This is a genomic window from Vibrio sp. R12-SW3-ISO1 (assembly GCF_059834005.1).
This window is the reverse complement of the sequence record NZ_JCBDGK010000048.1, coordinates 21,590-36,708: the sequence shown is the minus strand read 5'-3', so window position 1 is coordinate 36,708 and position 15,119 is coordinate 21,590. Positions and strand designations below refer to the sequence as shown.

At 48.9% G+C, this 15,119-nt stretch carries 15 protein-coding genes; 13 read left to right on the top strand and 2 right to left on the bottom strand.

Going from position 1 to position 15,119, the window contains the following annotated elements; translation table 11 throughout:
• The first annotated feature begins 164 nt into the window (after positions 1-164).
• From AC6R0R_RS15305 to AC6R0R_RS15295, 3 genes are all read left to right on the top strand, one after another.
• A complete protein-coding gene (locus tag AC6R0R_RS15305; protein WP_500627320.1) occupies positions 165-2,171 on the top strand; it encodes a putative bifunctional diguanylate cyclase/phosphodiesterase in 2,007 nt (668 codons plus the stop codon).
• A 140-nt stretch (positions 2,172-2,311) separates the two neighbouring features.
• Positions 2,312-3,136, top strand: coding sequence for a phosphatase PAP2 family protein (locus AC6R0R_RS15300; RefSeq protein WP_500627319.1), 825 nt, complete (start codon positions 2,312-2,314; stop codon positions 3,134-3,136).
• Between the two features lie 107 nt (positions 3,137-3,243).
• Positions 3,244-4,212, top strand: a complete 969-nt coding sequence (locus AC6R0R_RS15295; protein WP_500627318.1) for a GGDEF domain-containing protein — start codon at positions 3,244-3,246, stop codon at positions 4,210-4,212.
• Positions 4,213-4,254: 42 nt separating this feature from the next.
• On the opposite strand, the gene AC6R0R_RS15290 is transcribed toward AC6R0R_RS15295, so the two are convergent.
• Positions 4,255-6,114, bottom strand: coding sequence for an ABC transporter ATP-binding protein (locus AC6R0R_RS15290; RefSeq protein WP_500627317.1), 1,860 nt, complete (start codon positions 6,112-6,114; stop codon positions 4,255-4,257).
• Between the two features lie 278 nt (positions 6,115-6,392).
• Between AC6R0R_RS15290 and AC6R0R_RS15285 the strand changes: the two genes are divergently transcribed.
• Together AC6R0R_RS15285 and AC6R0R_RS15280 are read left to right on the top strand one after the other, a co-directional pair.
• The gene (locus AC6R0R_RS15285; protein ID WP_500627316.1) at positions 6,393-7,382 is read left to right on the top strand and encodes an arginine deiminase-related protein; all 990 of its coding nucleotides are present in this window, start codon (positions 6,393-6,395) and stop codon (positions 7,380-7,382) included.
• A gap of 105 nt (positions 7,383-7,487) precedes the next feature.
• A complete protein-coding gene (locus tag AC6R0R_RS15280; protein WP_500627315.1) occupies positions 7,488-7,805 on the top strand; it encodes an ArsR/SmtB family transcription factor in 318 nt (105 codons plus the stop codon).
• Between the two features lie 35 nt (positions 7,806-7,840).
• Here AC6R0R_RS15280 and kdgR read toward each other — a convergent pair whose 3' ends face one another.
• A complete protein-coding gene (gene kdgR, locus AC6R0R_RS15275) occupies positions 7,841-8,626 on the bottom strand; it encodes a DNA-binding transcriptional regulator KdgR (RefSeq protein WP_500627314.1) in 786 nt (261 codons plus the stop codon).
• Positions 8,627-8,881: 255 nt separating this feature from the next.
• On the opposite strand from kdgR, the gene kduD reads away from it, so the two are divergent.
• The 8 genes from kduD (at position 8,882) to AC6R0R_RS15235 (ending at position 15,055) form a co-directional block, all read left to right on the top strand.
• A complete protein-coding gene (gene kduD, locus AC6R0R_RS15270; protein WP_334553078.1) occupies positions 8,882-9,643 on the top strand; it encodes a 2-dehydro-3-deoxy-D-gluconate 5-dehydrogenase KduD in 762 nt (253 codons plus the stop codon).
• A 52-nt stretch (positions 9,644-9,695) separates the two neighbouring features.
• Entirely contained in the window at positions 9,696-10,256 is a 561-nt protein-coding gene (locus tag AC6R0R_RS15265; RefSeq protein WP_500627313.1) for a YgjV family protein, read from the top strand.
• Positions 10,226-10,546 (top strand): cupin domain-containing protein, encoded by a 321-nt coding sequence (locus AC6R0R_RS15260; RefSeq protein WP_500627312.1) that lies wholly within the window; start codon positions 10,226-10,228, stop codon positions 10,544-10,546. Before AC6R0R_RS15265 ends, AC6R0R_RS15260 begins: the two co-directional genes overlap by 31 nt.
• A gap of 40 nt (positions 10,547-10,586) precedes the next feature.
• Positions 10,587-11,222, top strand: a complete 636-nt coding sequence (locus AC6R0R_RS15255; RefSeq protein ID WP_334553081.1) for an RpiB/LacA/LacB family sugar-phosphate isomerase — start codon at positions 10,587-10,589, stop codon at positions 11,220-11,222.
• 257 nt (positions 11,223-11,479) lie between these two features.
• Complete coding sequence (locus AC6R0R_RS15250) at positions 11,480-11,608, top strand: hypothetical protein (RefSeq protein ID WP_500627311.1); 129 nt, start codon at positions 11,480-11,482, stop codon at positions 11,606-11,608.
• A gap of 12 nt (positions 11,609-11,620) precedes the next feature.
• A complete protein-coding gene (locus tag AC6R0R_RS15245; protein WP_500627363.1) occupies positions 11,621-11,899 on the top strand; it encodes a hypothetical protein in 279 nt (92 codons plus the stop codon).
• Between the two features lie 151 nt (positions 11,900-12,050).
• A complete protein-coding gene (locus AC6R0R_RS15240; RefSeq protein ID WP_500627310.1) occupies positions 12,051-13,817 on the top strand; it encodes a sodium:solute symporter family transporter in 1,767 nt (588 codons plus the stop codon).
• A 71-nt stretch (positions 13,818-13,888) separates the two neighbouring features.
• The gene (locus tag AC6R0R_RS15235) at positions 13,889-15,055 is read left to right on the top strand and encodes an oligogalacturonate lyase family protein (RefSeq protein ID WP_334553086.1); all 1,167 of its coding nucleotides are present in this window, start codon (positions 13,889-13,891) and stop codon (positions 15,053-15,055) included.
• Positions 15,056-15,119: the final 64 nt, after the last annotated feature.

Sequence of the window (15,119 nt, the reverse complement as noted above, 5' to 3'; positions counted from 1 at the left end):
GCTCAATATCTTCATGTGGACTGTCACCAAAGATTCATCAATCACTCATCAGTAATAACTACACTGAATATCTTCATGGGGTTGTAACATTTCTTCACTAGGCTGACTCGCCTATGTTTTTATTCCTGCCCGCAAAATACGTGGGTAAACGTTCGTGTGATGCTATGAAGCGCAAATTCATTTTTACTTCCATTCTCGCCTTGTTGGTGATCACGTTTACGTCGGCGCTAGTGACCCAAGCGACCCATCTTTTAGTGAAAAAGTCCCCGCTTGCGGAAGCGGCCGCTGAAATTAAAGTCAACGGCACGCTGGCCTATCTTTGGTTTGATGAGATCATGTCGGGCGATACCGCTCAGTCGATTCAGGAAGTGTGGTACTACTTAGAAATCGCTGATTGGCATGTGGTCGCGCTGCTTGAAGGCGGCGAGAGCATCATGGGCAATTATGAGCCAGTCACGGACAACGAATTACGTGAGCGTCTGGTTGAGCTTCGCAAAACGCTGGCGCAATTCCGCCTTCATGTGGAATCCACCTACCAAAAAATTCAGGCGCAGCGAGCGGATGCGTTTTTAAGCGCCGGACGCGACGAGCAATTTTTGGAGTTTGCCAGCCAAGCGGATGAGATCCAGCGCGTGATCAAAGCCAGTTATGAATCTGGGATTTCCAATTACACGCAAACCAGCATCACCCTGATTATTGCGGTGATTGTGATTGCTGCCTACTCGATACGATTGCAGCACCGCTATGAGAAAAACCGCGATCAATTGCTCCACTCTCTCACGCAAGCCAAAGCCGCAATAGAGGAGAAAAATGAGCAACTGCACAACCGAGCTTACTTCGACCCTTTAACTGGGTTGCCAAACCGAGCACTGTTTTTAGACCGACTAGGCCAATCCATCCTCAACGCTGACCGCTCGAAAAAGCCGTTTGCTTTACTGTTCATCGATTTAGATCATTTTAAAGACGTCAACGATCTCTATGGGCATGAGATGGGCGACCGCTTGCTTGAGCAAGTCGCAAAGCGGATTGAGAGCAGCATTCGCATCACCGACTTGTCGGCGCGCTTCAGTGGCGATGAGTTTGTGGTGGTACTGAGTCACTTAAACAGCGTCAATAGCGCAATCAGTGTTGCCAACCGTATCGCCTCGAAGTTGATAGATACCTTGCAGCAGCCGTTTCATATAGAGGGTGTGGCGGTGAATGTGTCCGCCAGTATTGGTATTTCGCTCTATCCCGAAGACAGTGCGACGCAAGATAGCCTGCTACGCTACGCGGACAACGCCATGTATCACGCCAAAGCGATGGGCAAAAACAATTTTCAGTTTTACTCCAAAGAGCTCAACCGCATTGCGATGTCGCAAAAAGAGACCGAGAGCGATCTCAATAAAGCGATTGAGCGTGATGAATTCGAGCTGCACTTTCTGCCCAAGTGGCAGTTGAACGATGAGAAAGTGGTCGGCGTTGAAGCCTTAGTGCGTTGGAACCATCCCACCAAAGGGCGGTTGTACCCCAATGATTTTATTCCCGTAGCCGAATCCACCGGTTTGATTCGCCTGCTTGATTTGTTGGTGATGCGCAAAGCGCTGCAAGCCAAGAGAAAGTGGTTAGATGACGGCGTCGAAACCGGGGTGGTGGGGGTGAATATTTCCGCGAAGAGCTTAAAACATCCGGGCTTTTTTGACAGTTTGAAAAAGGTCATTGTCCAGTCCGGCGTTCCGACACGTTACTTAGAGGTGGAAATCACCGAGACCGTGATGATTGAGAATACCGAGCTCGCGCAGGTGATTTTTAAAGAGTTACAGCAACTGGGTGTGCGCGTGGCATTGGACGATTTCGGTACCGGCTTTTCATCACTCTCTTACTTGAAAGATTTCGAGTTTCAAACGCTCAAAATCGATCGCAGTTTTGTTATCGATTATGCCAATAACGCCACCTCGTCGGTATTGCTGAAAAACATTATCTCGCTTGGCAACGAGCTTGGTGTTTCTGTGGTTGCTGAGGGCGTTGAAACCGCTGCCCATCAGCGGGATCTACTCAAAATGGGCTGCGCGATCGGCCAAGGTTTCTATCTCACTAAACCGGTAAATGCAGAGGCGCTAGCCAAATTGCTTGCTCCAGAAGCGTACCTCAGAGAGCGTGGAAACGTGGTGCCTATGACCCGATGGTCTTAGTTATGCGCTTGCCCTTATCAACTGTTGCACACCGATAATTGGGCATGATGCGAACTTGCAGCGAATTGACACGCGGTTGATAAAATCATTAACGCCACACGCCTAAGATCATCTCTCGAAAGTCGAGGTGAGAGGCGAGTGTGAAACATAGAGTTAGTGAGAAGCAAAAAGGGTTAGGGCTGTTGATGGTGCTGTCGGGCGCCATTGCGCTGATGAGCCTGATGTTTAGCTCAGTGGATCTGCTGAGTGACGTCTCAGATCCCATCGGGCAAGGGATGACATGGCTGACTTACTCCGCGGGATCGCAAGGCTTTCTCGTTACTCTCGCTTTGCTGGTGGCTCTGGCACTTTGGGTCATTCGTTCGACTTCTTCTCATTGTTCTTTTTTCCCTCGTTCTTTTTTAACCACAGAGCACTCAAGCGTTTCACCTCGTCGTCAGCTTGGTGTGTCGCTGATAGGAAAAGCGGCGCAACTGGCGCTGCTGCTGGTGTTTGCCTTTGTAGCCAAAAGTGGCTTGAAGCTCGCGACAGAAAGCCCGCGTCCTTACACGGAACTGTTAAGTCATCAGCTGTTGATTCCCCAGCCCGCGCACTTTTATAAGCTCGATGCCGAGCAAAAAGATCAGGTGATTGATGCCCTGGATACTCGGGTGAGTGATTGGCGTACGCGCCATTGGCATGGCGAGAAAGATTACTCTTTTCCTTCCGGCCATACGTTGTTTGTCGCGGTGTGCGTGGCCTTTTTTGGCGGCCTGTTTGCTGAGCGTAAGCACTATGGTCTGGCTGCCGGTGTGTTGATTTGGGCGCTAGCGGTCGCGTATAGCCGACTGTGGCTTGGCATGCATCGACCCATTGACCTTGTTGGATCTGTGGCGGTGGCTGCATTGATTTACACGCTGGTGCCACGGTTAACTGTGCCACTTAGATGGCAAGAGAAGCTCACCTTGGGCCATGTCAAGCGCTAGTATTTCGCTTGGGGGAACCACGGGTTTGTCGCGGAGCAAGCAAGGCGAACTTTCGGTGCTATTCTTTAAGGTACCTTACTCATTTATCAATAAGACACGAGCCAGAGATGAAAGCGCCTGATTTACCACCCGATGAGCAGCAACGCATCCAAAGCCTTCACCAGCTTCAGATTCTCGACACGGAACCGGAGGAGCGTTTTGACCGCGTGGCTCGCCTTGCGAAGCGGTTGTTTGACGTGCCAATGGCCTTGGTCAGCTTGGTGGATGTGAACCGTCAATGGTTCAAATCTTGTTTTGGCTTGGAGGCGAAAGAAACCGGGCGTGATGTCTCTTTTTGTGGCCACGCGATCTTGGGTGATGCGCCGTTCGTGATTGAAGATGCCACTCAAGATGAGCGATTCGCTGATAATCCTTTGGTCTCCGGTGCGCCCCATATTCGCTTTTATGCTGGTGTGCCTTTGGTGTATCACGACGGTACCAAGCTCGGCACTCTGTGCATTATCGACACCAAACCGAGACACTTCTTACCGGATGAGATCAACGACTTGCTGGATTTGGCCAAAATTGCCGAGCAGGAGCTGTCGAACAGTTTAACCGCGACCTTAGACCCTCTAACGCTGATCTCAAACCGGCGCGGATTTTTCGCCTTGGGAGCAAAGTCGGTAGATTACTGCCGCGCGGCGCAGTTACCCCTCTCCTTGGCCTATTTTGATCTCGATAACTTTAAGCACATCAACGATACCCACGGTCACAGTGCCGGGGATGCGCTACTCAAAGCGTTTGCTGCGACGATGCGAGACTCCTTTCGTGAGTCCGATGTGTTTTCTCGTATTGGCGGTGATGAGTTTGTTGTGTTGATGTCTGGCGCGTCAGAGCCGGTTGCGGGTGTGGTGATAGAGCGGTTTAAGCAGGCAATAGAGGCGTACAATCAACGCAGCGGTCATGCCTATGCAATAGAGTTTAGCGTGGGCATTACCTCTGCCAGCTCCAACGCTAAACTGTCGATACAAGAGCTTGTCGAACTGGCCGACAAGCGCATGTATCAAGATAAGCAATCCAAATCCCGTAAAAGATAAGGTCCGCTAGGGAATAACTCGCAAAGAGAATCAATGAGCGAGTTATTTCGATGAGGCCGCATCAAGCGTCTCATTATCGCCAATAAAACCGCCGGTTTGATGTGCCCACAACTGCGAGTATATCCCTCCGGCGCTTATCAGTTCTTGGTGGGTGCCTTGCTCGACGACTTGACCTTGGTCGAGGACGATAAGGCGATCCATCGCAGCGATGGTTGAGAGTCGGTGCGCAATAGCGATGACGGTTTTGCCTTCCATCAGCTCATTCAAACTCTCTTGAATCGCCGCTTCGACTTCCGAATCGAGTGCTGAGGTGGCTTCATCTAAAATCAGTAATGGCGCGTCTTTTAACAGTACGCGAGAAATAGCGATACGCTGACGTTGTCCGCCAGACAGTTTCACCCCTCGCTCACCGACTTGCGCGTCGTAACCCGTATTGCCAAAAGGGTCACTCAGGGTTTCAATAAACTCATGCGCGTGCGCCTGTTGAGTGGCACGTAACAGCGCTTCCTCGCTGGCTTCAGGGTTGCCGTAAACGATGTTGTCACGAATAGAGCGATGCAGCAGGGAGGTGTCTTGCGTCACCATACCGATGTTACTGCGCAGCGAGTCTTGGGTTACCGCATTGATCGCTTGGCCATCAATGGTGATTTGCCCGCTTTCGACATCATGAAAACGCAGCAGAAGGTTCACTAGGGTGGATTTTCCTGCGCCAGAGCGGCCCACCAGACCCACTTTTTCACCCGGTTTGATGGTCAGATTAAGGTGAGAGATCACCCCTTTAGTTTTATCACCATAGTGAAAGCTCACGTTATCAAACTTGATTTCACCGTCAGTGACATTGAGCGCTTTGGCGTTGGGCGCATCTTGGATATCCACCGGTTTTGATAGGGTTTTCATCCCATCCACCACGGTACCCATGTTTTCAAACAGCGCGCCCACTTCCCACATGATCCACATCGACATACCGTTGATGCGCAGCGCGAGGGCAATGGCGATGGCGATCGCCCCGACACTGACGGCATCGTTCATCCACAGTACGATTGAGAGCGTACTGATAGTAAAGACCAACACATAGTTGGTGATTTCCACCGCAACATTGAACCCTGTGACCAAGCGCATCTGGTGATAGACGGTATCCAAAAAGCCGCGCATCCCGGTTTCGGCGTAGTCGGTTTCCCGCTGACTGTGGGAGAACAACTTGACGGTGGCGATATTGGTGTAACTGTCGACGATGCGTCCTGTCATGGTGGAACGCGCATCGGCTTGGTGTGACGCGATGTCTTTCAGCTTTGGTACAAAATAGAGCTGAATCCCCACGTAGCAGCATAACCAAATCAGCATCGGGATCATTAAGCGCCAGTCTGCCTGAGCGAGTAGCACGACGATGGAGGTAAAATAGACCGCGACATAAACAAACACGTTCATGGTTTTCATCACGGTTTCGCGCACCGCAAGGGACGTTTGCATGACTTTGGTTGCCACTCGGCCGGCAAAGTCATCTTGATAGAAGGTCAGGCTTTGTTTGAGTAAATAGCGATGAGCTAGCCAGCGGATAGCCATAGGGTAGTTACCCAGCAGTGACTGGTGGATGACCAAAGAGTGCGCCAAGATCAGCAACGGCATGATGATGAGAAGCAGCGCCGCATAAAACAGCAACTGCGTTTGGTTCTCTTGCCAGAATGTCGCAGGGTCGCTATGTGTCAACCAGTCGACGAGATTGCCCATCGCACCAAACAGCGATACCTCTACCACCGCGACGATCATTGATAGAATTGACATGAGCAGCAGTGGCTTTTCAAAGCCTCGGGTGTAGTGGCGGCAAAAGGCCCAAATGCCCATTGGCGGCTGGTCGGGCTCTTGACGTGGAAAAGGGTGTGTCCACTGCTCAAACTTGTTAAACATGCGTGTTTCCTAAAGGCAAAAATGGCTCAATATGAAAGGATACGCAATGGTAACGCGTTAGTAATCAGAATGTAACCAGTGCGATATTCTTATTTGTGCATATTATTCATGCTGAAACTCTGAGTGGTGCTGGTGACAGTAATATTTGCTGCATTGAAAATTATAATCAGAAAATATTACTGATTTATACTCGTTTCGCTGCGTGATTTCAGTGATTTTTTGTTTAACATTATGTCTACAATTGGCTTCATCAAGTGAAAAAATGCGAGTTGGTCATCATGTTGGAACAGCAATCTGTAGTGAATTCCTTAGCGAATAACGACATGTTACAGGCACAGAACGCGAACTGCGTTGTGATGGTGCCACCGAAAGAGTTTGCTTTTAACGCGCAAACCGCCAAAGACAATGAATTTCAGCATGTCATCCAGGCTGAAACGAGCGCGATTCGCCGCAAGGCGATGGCGGAGTTTAACGCTATGGTGGCGAAGCTGCGTGCTGCGGGCGTTCAGGTGATTGAGTTTGACTACCCCACCTCTGAGATAGAGACGCCAGATGCAGTGTTTCCCAATAACTGGTTCAGCACCACAGCTGAGGGCACGCTCTATACCTTCCCAATGGCTTGCCAAAATCGCCAACAGGAAGTAAGACCCAAAGCGCTGGTCGAGGCGCTGCAAGCTGCGGGAAGAAGCGTGACTCAACAAGATAGCTTAGTGAGCTACCTTGCGCATGGCGCGCACCTTGAAAGCACGGGTGTTATGGTGATGGATCACATCAATCGCACCATTTATGCGGCGTTGTCGCAGCGCTGTGATCGTGAAGTGTTGGAGGATTACGCGGAGCGTATTTGTTACCCTAAAGTGGTGTCATTTCAAACCGCGTTGCCGTCAGGTAATCCTATCTATCACACCAATGTGATGATGGCGATCGGTGAAGGCTTTTGCGTCATCTGTGATGAAGTGATCCCTGAGTTCGAGCGCCGTTTTGTTTTGAAATCCTTGGCAAAAGACAAACAGGTGATTTCAATCAGCTTGGAACAGATGAACCAGTTTTGTGGCAACCTTCTTCAGCTTGAAACCATCAATGGTGACAAGGTGATTGCCATGTCGCAATCGGCCTATCAGGCGTTTGAGCCCGCGCAATTGGCGCAACTCTCTAGCCACGGTAAGGTGCTGGCGTTTGATGTTTCGACCATCGAATCCATCGGTGGCGGCAGCGTACGCTGCATGCTGGGTGAGGTCTTCTTACCGACCCGCAGTCGAGCACTGTAGTGCTAGTCGCGATTTCAGTCATAAGGCAGCGTTCGCTGCCTTTTTTGCGATTGCAAATACGCAATAGTTCCACAATAATGGAAATGTTTTTCTGTGGAGTGAATTATGGAACTGGAATCGGTTGCCAAAGCGCTAAAAGAATTGGGCCATCCGACTCGATTGGCGATATACAAAACCATCGTTAAGGCGGGTTATCAAGGGGTGGCTGTGGGCGCGATTCAGGAGCGGTTGTCTGTCCCGGGCTCTACTTTGTCTCATCACATCTCTAGCTTGGCATCGGCGGGATTGCTCAGCCAGCGCCGAGAAGGGCGCACTTTGTATTGCGTTGCGGAGTATGAATGTTTGGATCAGGTGATCCGCTTTTTGCGTGCCGAGTGTTGTAGTGACGAACGCTGCGATCAAAAACGCCCACAGGATGTGTAAATCGAGTGGGCGCTGTTTGTTGTCTGTAGCGGGGACTATTTCACAGGGTAGCCGTTAAAACCCAACTTCTCAGAAATATTGCGGCCGGCATTGTGTAGCAGCTCAATGTAGTAAGACATGCGCTTTTCATCAAAACGAATGGTCGGGAACGAAATCGAAACGCCAGCGATGACCGTGCCGAAACGGTCGTAGATTGGCGCAGCGATACAGCGCAGACCTGGCTCTTGCTCTTCGTTATCTTGACCAAAATGCAGTTCACGCACTTTTTTAAGCTCAGATAAGAGCTGATCAACGTTTTCGTGTGTGCGTTCTGTGTGTTTAACAAACTCTACATTCGCCAGAAGATCGCGTACGAAGCTCTCATCACGCTCCGCCAGCAATACCTTACCAATCGCGGTACTGTAGAGAGGGTTACGACGACCGACGCGTGATTGCATGCGTAGGTTGTAGTTGGAGTCGATTTTGTGAATATAGATGATGCCGTCTTCGTCAAGGGCACCTAAGTGCAGCGCTTCATTGGTTTGCTGCGAGATGTACTTCATCTCTTTATCGGCCAGTTCAATCAGATCGACGTATTCGAGTGATTTCGCGCCGAGCTCAAACATCTTCAGGGTAAGGGAGTATTTATCTGCTTCACCTTCTTGTGCCACATAGCCTAACGTTTTCATGGTTTGCAGGAATCGGTACGTTGTCGCTTTCGACATCATCAGACGCTGTGACAGCTCTGAAACACCAATTTCCTTTTGCTCGCCCAATGCTTGAAGAATGTTAAATACCTTGAGAACCGAGGATACGGCTTCAGGTTGGGTGTTCTTTTCCATCTCTTTACCCTAGTTATATTTGTCTAGGGGTGATTATACCTATGAGACGATGAGTCGCCAGATTATTTCAAAAAACGTTTTTAAAATTTTGAAACCGCGCAGCTATTTGTCATACAAAAAGACGATCTAGGTCATGCTTTTTGAAAGTCTGTTTTAAAAATAATTGAAATGCGGTTTTAAAAATTGCTATATTAGCGTCACAGGATGGCGAGCCATCGTAATGAACGTTAATTTGACAGCTTTTGAGGAATAAACATGATTCTTAATTCATTTAACCTAGAAGGTAAGGTTGCTATCGTAACGGGTTGTGACACTGGCCTTGGTCAAGGTATGGCACTAGGTCTTGCAGCAGCAGGTTGTAAAGTTGTTGGTGTTAACTACGTTGAACCAACTGAAACCATCGAAAAAATGAATGCAGCAGGTTACACGTTCCTAGATGTTCGCGCTAACCTACTAAAACAAGACGATATCCCAAGCATCATCGACAGCACTGTGACTGAATTCGGTAAAGTGGATATCCTAGTAAACAACGCAGGTATCATCCGTCGTGAAGATGCGATCGACTTCTCAGAGCAAAACTGGGATGACGTGATGAACATCAACTCGAAAACGGTTTACTTCATGTCTCAAGCAGTAGCGCGTCAGTTTATTGCTCAAGGCACTGGCGGTAAGATCATCAACATCGCTTCTATGCTTTCTTTCCAAGGCGGCATCCGTGTACCTTCTTACACTGCATCTAAGAGTGCGGTTATGGGTATCACTCGCGCAATGGCAAACGAATGGGCTCGTCACAACATCAACGTGAACGCAATTGCACCGGGTTACATGGCGACAAACAACACAGCAGCACTACGCGCGGATGAAGATCGCAACGCCGCTATCCTAGAGCGTATCCCTGCTGATCGTTGGGGCACGCCAGAAGACGTTGCTGGCCCATGTGTATTCCTAGCGTCTGACGCTGCTTCTTACATCAACGGTTACACTGTTGCTGTAGACGGTGGCTGGTTAGCTCGCTAATTAGCAATTTAGTGCCTAACTGTGGTTAGGCGCTGAAAAATGGGTAGATCACGTGGAACAAAACACGATTGCACAAATTCTTGGATTCTTAAGCTTTTTTTTAGGGGTGTGTACCTTTTATCAGAAAGACGATAAGAAGCTGAAGATTTTGATGTTGGTTTTTCATTTAAACCATCTACTGCATTTTTTCTTGCTTGGCTCTTTAGTATCGGTGGTCAGTTCAGTGCTTTCAGCGCTTCGAACGGCTACCGCGATTTACGTTTCATCGAAAAGAGTCGCAGCAATCTTCATCGCCATCAGTATGGCCAGTGGTTTCTATATTATGGAATCGCCACAGGACATCTGGCCAATTTTGGGCACTGTCATCGGGACATTCTCGGTGTTTGTCCTCAAGGGCGTGGCGATGAGAATCGGTTTTTTGGTCGGGGCGTTATGCTGGCTGACCAATAATTTCATCATAGGATCGATTGGTGGAACGCTGCTGGAAATGACGCTGATCAGCGTTAACTTAATGACCACAGCAAAATTGCTCAGAGAGCAAAAGAAAGTGAAGCTTGTCGATAACGAAGAGAAAGAAGACCCATGTTCGTATACAACAAAGACATCCAACTAGAAGACCTAGGTGACGGTATCTCACGTAAAGTGCTCGCGCACAGTGACAACATGATGGCCGTTGAAGTGCACTTTGAAAAAGGTGCTGTTGGTTCAATGCACAACCACCCACATGAGCAGTTGACTTACGTACTGTCTGGTAAGTTCGAATTCACTATCGGCGATGAGAAGAAAATCGTTGAAGCGGGCGACACCATGTACAAAGAGCCAAACATTGAGCACGGTTGTGTGTGTCTAGAAGCCGGTGTGTTGATTGATAACTTCACGCCAATGCGCAAAGATTTCCTATAAGTTTTAAAATTAGTTACGCGGTTCGCCGCAGGAGAATCCAATGAAAATTGCACTAACTATGGAAAACAGCCAAGCACCTAAAAACGCTATGGTTGCTGCTGAGCTAAACACGGTTGCTGGTGGTCTAGGTCACGAAGTATTCAACGTAGGTATGACTGACGAAAACGATCATCACCTAACGTACATCCACCTAGGTATCCAAGCGAGCATCCTACTGAACTCTAAAGCAGTGGATTTCATCGTAACGGGTTGTGGTACTGGTCAAGGCGCACTAATGGCAAGCAACCTACACCCAGGTGTTGTTTGTGGTTACTGCCTAGAGCCATCTGACGCGTTCCTATTCAACCAAATCAACAACGGCAACGCGATTTCTCTAGCGTTCGCAAAAGGCTTTGGTTGGGCTGGTGAACTGAACGTTCGTTACATCTTCGAAAAAGCGTTCACTGGCGCGCGTGGCGAAGGTTACCCAATCGAGCGTGCTGCACCTCAGCAAGCAAACGCGGCTATCCTAAACAACGTGAAAGCAGCAGTATGTAAAGACGTAGTTGAGTCTCTACGTGCGATTGACCAAGATCTTGTTAAGCAAGCAGTGGGCAGCGCGCAGTTCCAAGAGTGTTTCTTCTCTAACTGCCAAGTGCCAGAAATCGCAGAATACGTGAAGTCTCTAATCGACTAATCACGGATTGCTAAGGGAAGAGGAGGGCCGTTAAGCCTGCCCATTTCCGGCGAATCTAGCCAAAAAAGCACCCAGATGAATGGGTGCTTTTTTTTTATGTCTTTTTGGCCACTGATAAGTGGCGTCTATGCAAAAGTGAAACACCGTATCTAAGAATGCATTTTATTGGTTTTTTGCTTCTCACCCCTCTCTAGAACGAGTAAAAGCGTGCGCCAGAAACCATAAATCAAAACAATGCTTCAATATTGGTAAGTCAAATGAGAAAACAGACTCTTGCCCTGTGCGTTGCCATGGCGTTGACACCACAAGCGATTGTGAGTGAACTGACTGCTGACATCGAACTTGAACAATTAGGCCCAGAGACGGGCGCAACACCTAACTGCTAGGAAGGCGCAGGCATCATGGTTCGTGACATCGTAGGCGCAGAGCGTCTGATGCCACAACCAGAGGGCCACGAAGAGTTCCCTTCGGCGTCAAACATGGTGATGAACCTGATGCGCTCACACACGCGCACCAACGATGGTATGACCAACATCAACGCCTCTTTCCGTGAAGGTGTCTACCAACCTTGGGGCACCGCAGGTAACCGCCTAAGCCAAGTGGATTACGTGGAAGGCGTCCCTTTTGTCCCACCTTTGATATCAAGTGATGACGTTTTAACCGTTACTGATAAATAAAAACTCAACTAGTGCCGAATGGCTAGTGATCTAGATCATGTTTAGCGAGATTTTTTTGTTTATGAACCGATGTTTCGATTTTGGTCACGGAACTAAACGTAATACAAAACTACAATACGCTTAAATTAAAACAGTGTTTCGAGGTTCTGCTATGGAATTTGATTATCTTGTCATCGTGGGCTATTTCGGCCTAATGGTGGCGATCAGTTTGCTATTCAAAAAGATGGCGAGCAACAGCACCAGTGACTACTTCCGCGGGGGCGGTAAAATGTTGTGGTGGATGGTAGGTGCAACGGCGTTTATGACGCAGTTCTCTGCTTGGACGTTCACAGGCGCAGCCGGTAAAGCCTTTAACGATGGCTTTGCGGTACTGGGCGTATTCTTCGGTAACATCATGGCGTACGTCGTGGCTTACCTCTACTTTGCTAAGCGTTTTCGCAACATGCGCGTCGATACCCCAACGGAAGGTATTCGTCGTCGCTTTGGTAACACCAACGAGCAGTTCTTCACTTGGGTTATCATCCCTCTTAGTGTGATCAACGGCGGTGTATGGCTAAACGGTCTGAGCGTATTCGCTTCAGCGGTATTTGACGCTGACATCATCACCACTATCTGGGCAACCGGTATTGCGGTTCTGATCATCTCTCTATTGAGTGGTGCTTGGGGCGTAGTGGCATCAGACTTCATTCAAACCTTGGTTATCGCGATCATCTCGATTGCGTGTGCTATCGTGGCGCTGGTTTACATCGGTGGTCCAGCTGAGATCATTACTGAGTTCCCATCAGGCTTCTTCATTGGTCCTGACATGAACTACCCGCTGTTGATGGTATGTACCTTCTTGTTCTTTGTGGTGAAACAGCTTCAAAGTATCAACAACATGCAAGACTCTTACCGTTTCCTAAACGCAAAAGACTCAAACAACGCAACTAAAGCGGCGTTGATGGCAGGCGCAATGATGCTTGCAGGTGCGGTGATTTGGTTCATCCCACCTTGGGTAACTGCGATTGTGTTCCCAGATGCAGCGGCTCAGTACCCAGCACTTGGCGCGAAAGCCAGCGATGCGGTTTACCTAGTCTTTGCTCGTGAAATCATGCCTGTGGGTACTGTTGGCCTACTGATGGCGGGTCTATTTGCTGCGACCATGTCTTCCATGGACTCAGCACTAAACCGTAACTCAGGTATCTTTGTCCGCAGCTTCTACGCAACGATCGTTCGTAAAGGCAAAGCGTCTGACAAAGAACTATTACGCGCTGGTCAGCTAGTGTGTGTCGCGAACGGCCTAATGGTTATCATGATGGCGCAGTTCTTCACATCTCTAAAAGAACTCAGCCTATTTGACCTAATGATGCAAGTGTCTACCTTGCTACAAGGTCCAATTCTTGTTCCTCTATTCTTCGGTATGATTATCCGTAGAACGCCAAAATGGGCACCGTGGGCAACCGTAGTATTCGGTGGTTTGGTCTCTTGGTCTGTGATCAACGTGTTCACACCACAAGTGGTTGGCGGCTGGTTCGGCATGACGGATCTAACAGGTCGTGAAATCTCTGAGATGCGTACGATGATCACTATCGCAGCGCACCTATTCCTAACCGCGGGCTTCTTCTGGGCAACCACCTTGTTCTACAAAGAAGAGACAGACACGCAGTTGGCGGAAACTGAGAAGTTCTTCAACGACGTGGAAACTGAAGTGGTCGCGTCTGAAGGTCAAGACATTGTTGACCGCATGCAGCGCAACAAGCTAGGTACATTGGTTATGTTCATGGCGGGTGGCTTGAGCTTGATGGTATTGATTCCAAACCCACTGTGGGGACGCTTCGTGTTCGCCTGCTGTGCGGCTGCCATCTTTGCTGTTGGTTACGCACTGAAGCAAAGCGCTAAGGTCGGTGACGAAAAAAAGCTCACTGAGCAAACCAACTAATCACGTTTAAATCATGATTAGCCACCTCCTCGGAGGTGGCTATACCACTTAAGAATTTAGGAGAATTTAAAATGGCCAAAGGTAATGTGATTCAACTGGGCTTTGAAACCTTCGTTGATAGCGATACCCAAGTGAAGGTAACGCGTCTGACACCAACTGATGTGATCTGTCACCGTAACTACTTCTACCAGAAATGCTTCACCAAGGATGGCACAAAGCTCCTATTTGCTGGCGATTTTGACGGCAACCGCAACTACTACCTATTGGACTTAAAAACTCAGCAAGCGACTCAGCTGACAGAAGGTGCGGGCGATAACACATTTGGCGGCTTCATCTCTGACGACGACCGCTCTTTCTTCTACGTGAAAAACGAACTCAACCTGATGAAGGTTGACCTCGAAACACTAAACGAAACTGTCGTTTACACCGTTGATGAAGAGTGGAAAGGCTACGGTACTTGGGTCGCAAACTCAGAGTGCACTAAGCTGGTGGGCATTGAGATCCTTAAAGCGGATTGGCAACCACTGACTTCTTGGGAAAAATTCGCTGAGTTTTACCACACCAACCCAACCTGTCGCTTAATCAAAGTGGACATTGAAACGGGTGAGTTGGAAGTGGTTCACCAAGATAACGCATGGCTAGGCCACCCAATCTACCGTCCATTTGATGATTCAACCGTTGGCTTCTGTCACGAAGGTCCACACGATCTAGTTGACGCACGTATGTGGCTAGTGAACGAAGATGGCTCAAACGTTCGTAAGATCAAAGAGCATGAAGAAGGCGAATCTTGCACGCACGAATTCTGGATTCCAGATGGCAGCGCAATGGCTTACGTGTCTTACTTCAAAGGTCAAACGGATCGCGTGATCTACAAAGCGAACCCAGAAACGCTTGAGAATGAAGAAGTGATGGTGATGCCACCATGTTCTCACCTAATGAGTAACTTCGACGGTTCTTTGATGGTGGGTGACGGCTGTGATGCGCCGGTGGATGTGGCAGACGCAGAAAGCTACAACATCGAGAACGACCCGTTCCTATACATCATGAACACCAAGAAGAAGAGCTTTGCGAAACTGGCTAAGCACAGTACCTCTTGGGACGTGTTAGACGGTGACCGTCAGATCACTCACCCACACCCATCGTTCACACCAAACGACGATGGCGTGCTGTTCACCAGTGACTTTGAAGGTGTACCTGCAATCTACATCGCAGACCTACCAGAAGAGTACAAGAACTGATTCTGACTGACGAATCCAAGGCCAGCCGCCGATCGGTTGGCCTTTTCGTTGCTTTCACCCCATT

Bases quoted from the DNA above. Each gene is read 5' to 3' on its own strand.
- AC6R0R_RS15295 (WP_500627318.1), top strand. From the start codon at position 3,244: ATGAAAGCGCCTGATTTACCACCCGATGAGCAGCAACGCATCCAAAGC.
- AC6R0R_RS15250 (WP_500627311.1), top strand. From the start codon at position 11,480: ATGAGAAAACAGACTCTTGCCCTGTGCGTTGCCATGGCGTTGACACCA.
- AC6R0R_RS15290 (WP_500627317.1), bottom strand. From the start codon at position 6,114: ATGTTTAACAAGTTTGAGCAGTGGACACACCCTTTTCCACGTCAAGAG.
- AC6R0R_RS15260 (WP_500627312.1), top strand. From the start codon at position 10,226: ATGTTCGTATACAACAAAGACATCCAACTAGAAGACCTAGGTGACGGT.
- kdgR (WP_500627314.1), bottom strand. From the start codon at position 8,626: ATGGAAAAGAACACCCAACCTGAAGCCGTATCCTCGGTTCTCAAGGTA.
- AC6R0R_RS15240 (WP_500627310.1), top strand. From the start codon at position 12,051: ATGGAATTTGATTATCTTGTCATCGTGGGCTATTTCGGCCTAATGGTG.
- AC6R0R_RS15235 (WP_334553086.1), top strand. From the start codon at position 13,889: ATGGCCAAAGGTAATGTGATTCAACTGGGCTTTGAAACCTTCGTTGAT.
- AC6R0R_RS15305 (WP_500627320.1), top strand. From the start codon at position 165: ATGAAGCGCAAATTCATTTTTACTTCCATTCTCGCCTTGTTGGTGATC.
- kduD (WP_334553078.1), top strand. From the start codon at position 8,882: ATGATTCTTAATTCATTTAACCTAGAAGGTAAGGTTGCTATCGTAACG.
- AC6R0R_RS15285 (WP_500627316.1), top strand. From the start codon at position 6,393: ATGTTGGAACAGCAATCTGTAGTGAATTCCTTAGCGAATAACGACATG.
- AC6R0R_RS15280 (WP_500627315.1), top strand. From the start codon at position 7,488: ATGGAACTGGAATCGGTTGCCAAAGCGCTAAAAGAATTGGGCCATCCG.
- AC6R0R_RS15255 (WP_334553081.1), top strand. From the start codon at position 10,587: ATGAAAATTGCACTAACTATGGAAAACAGCCAAGCACCTAAAAACGCT.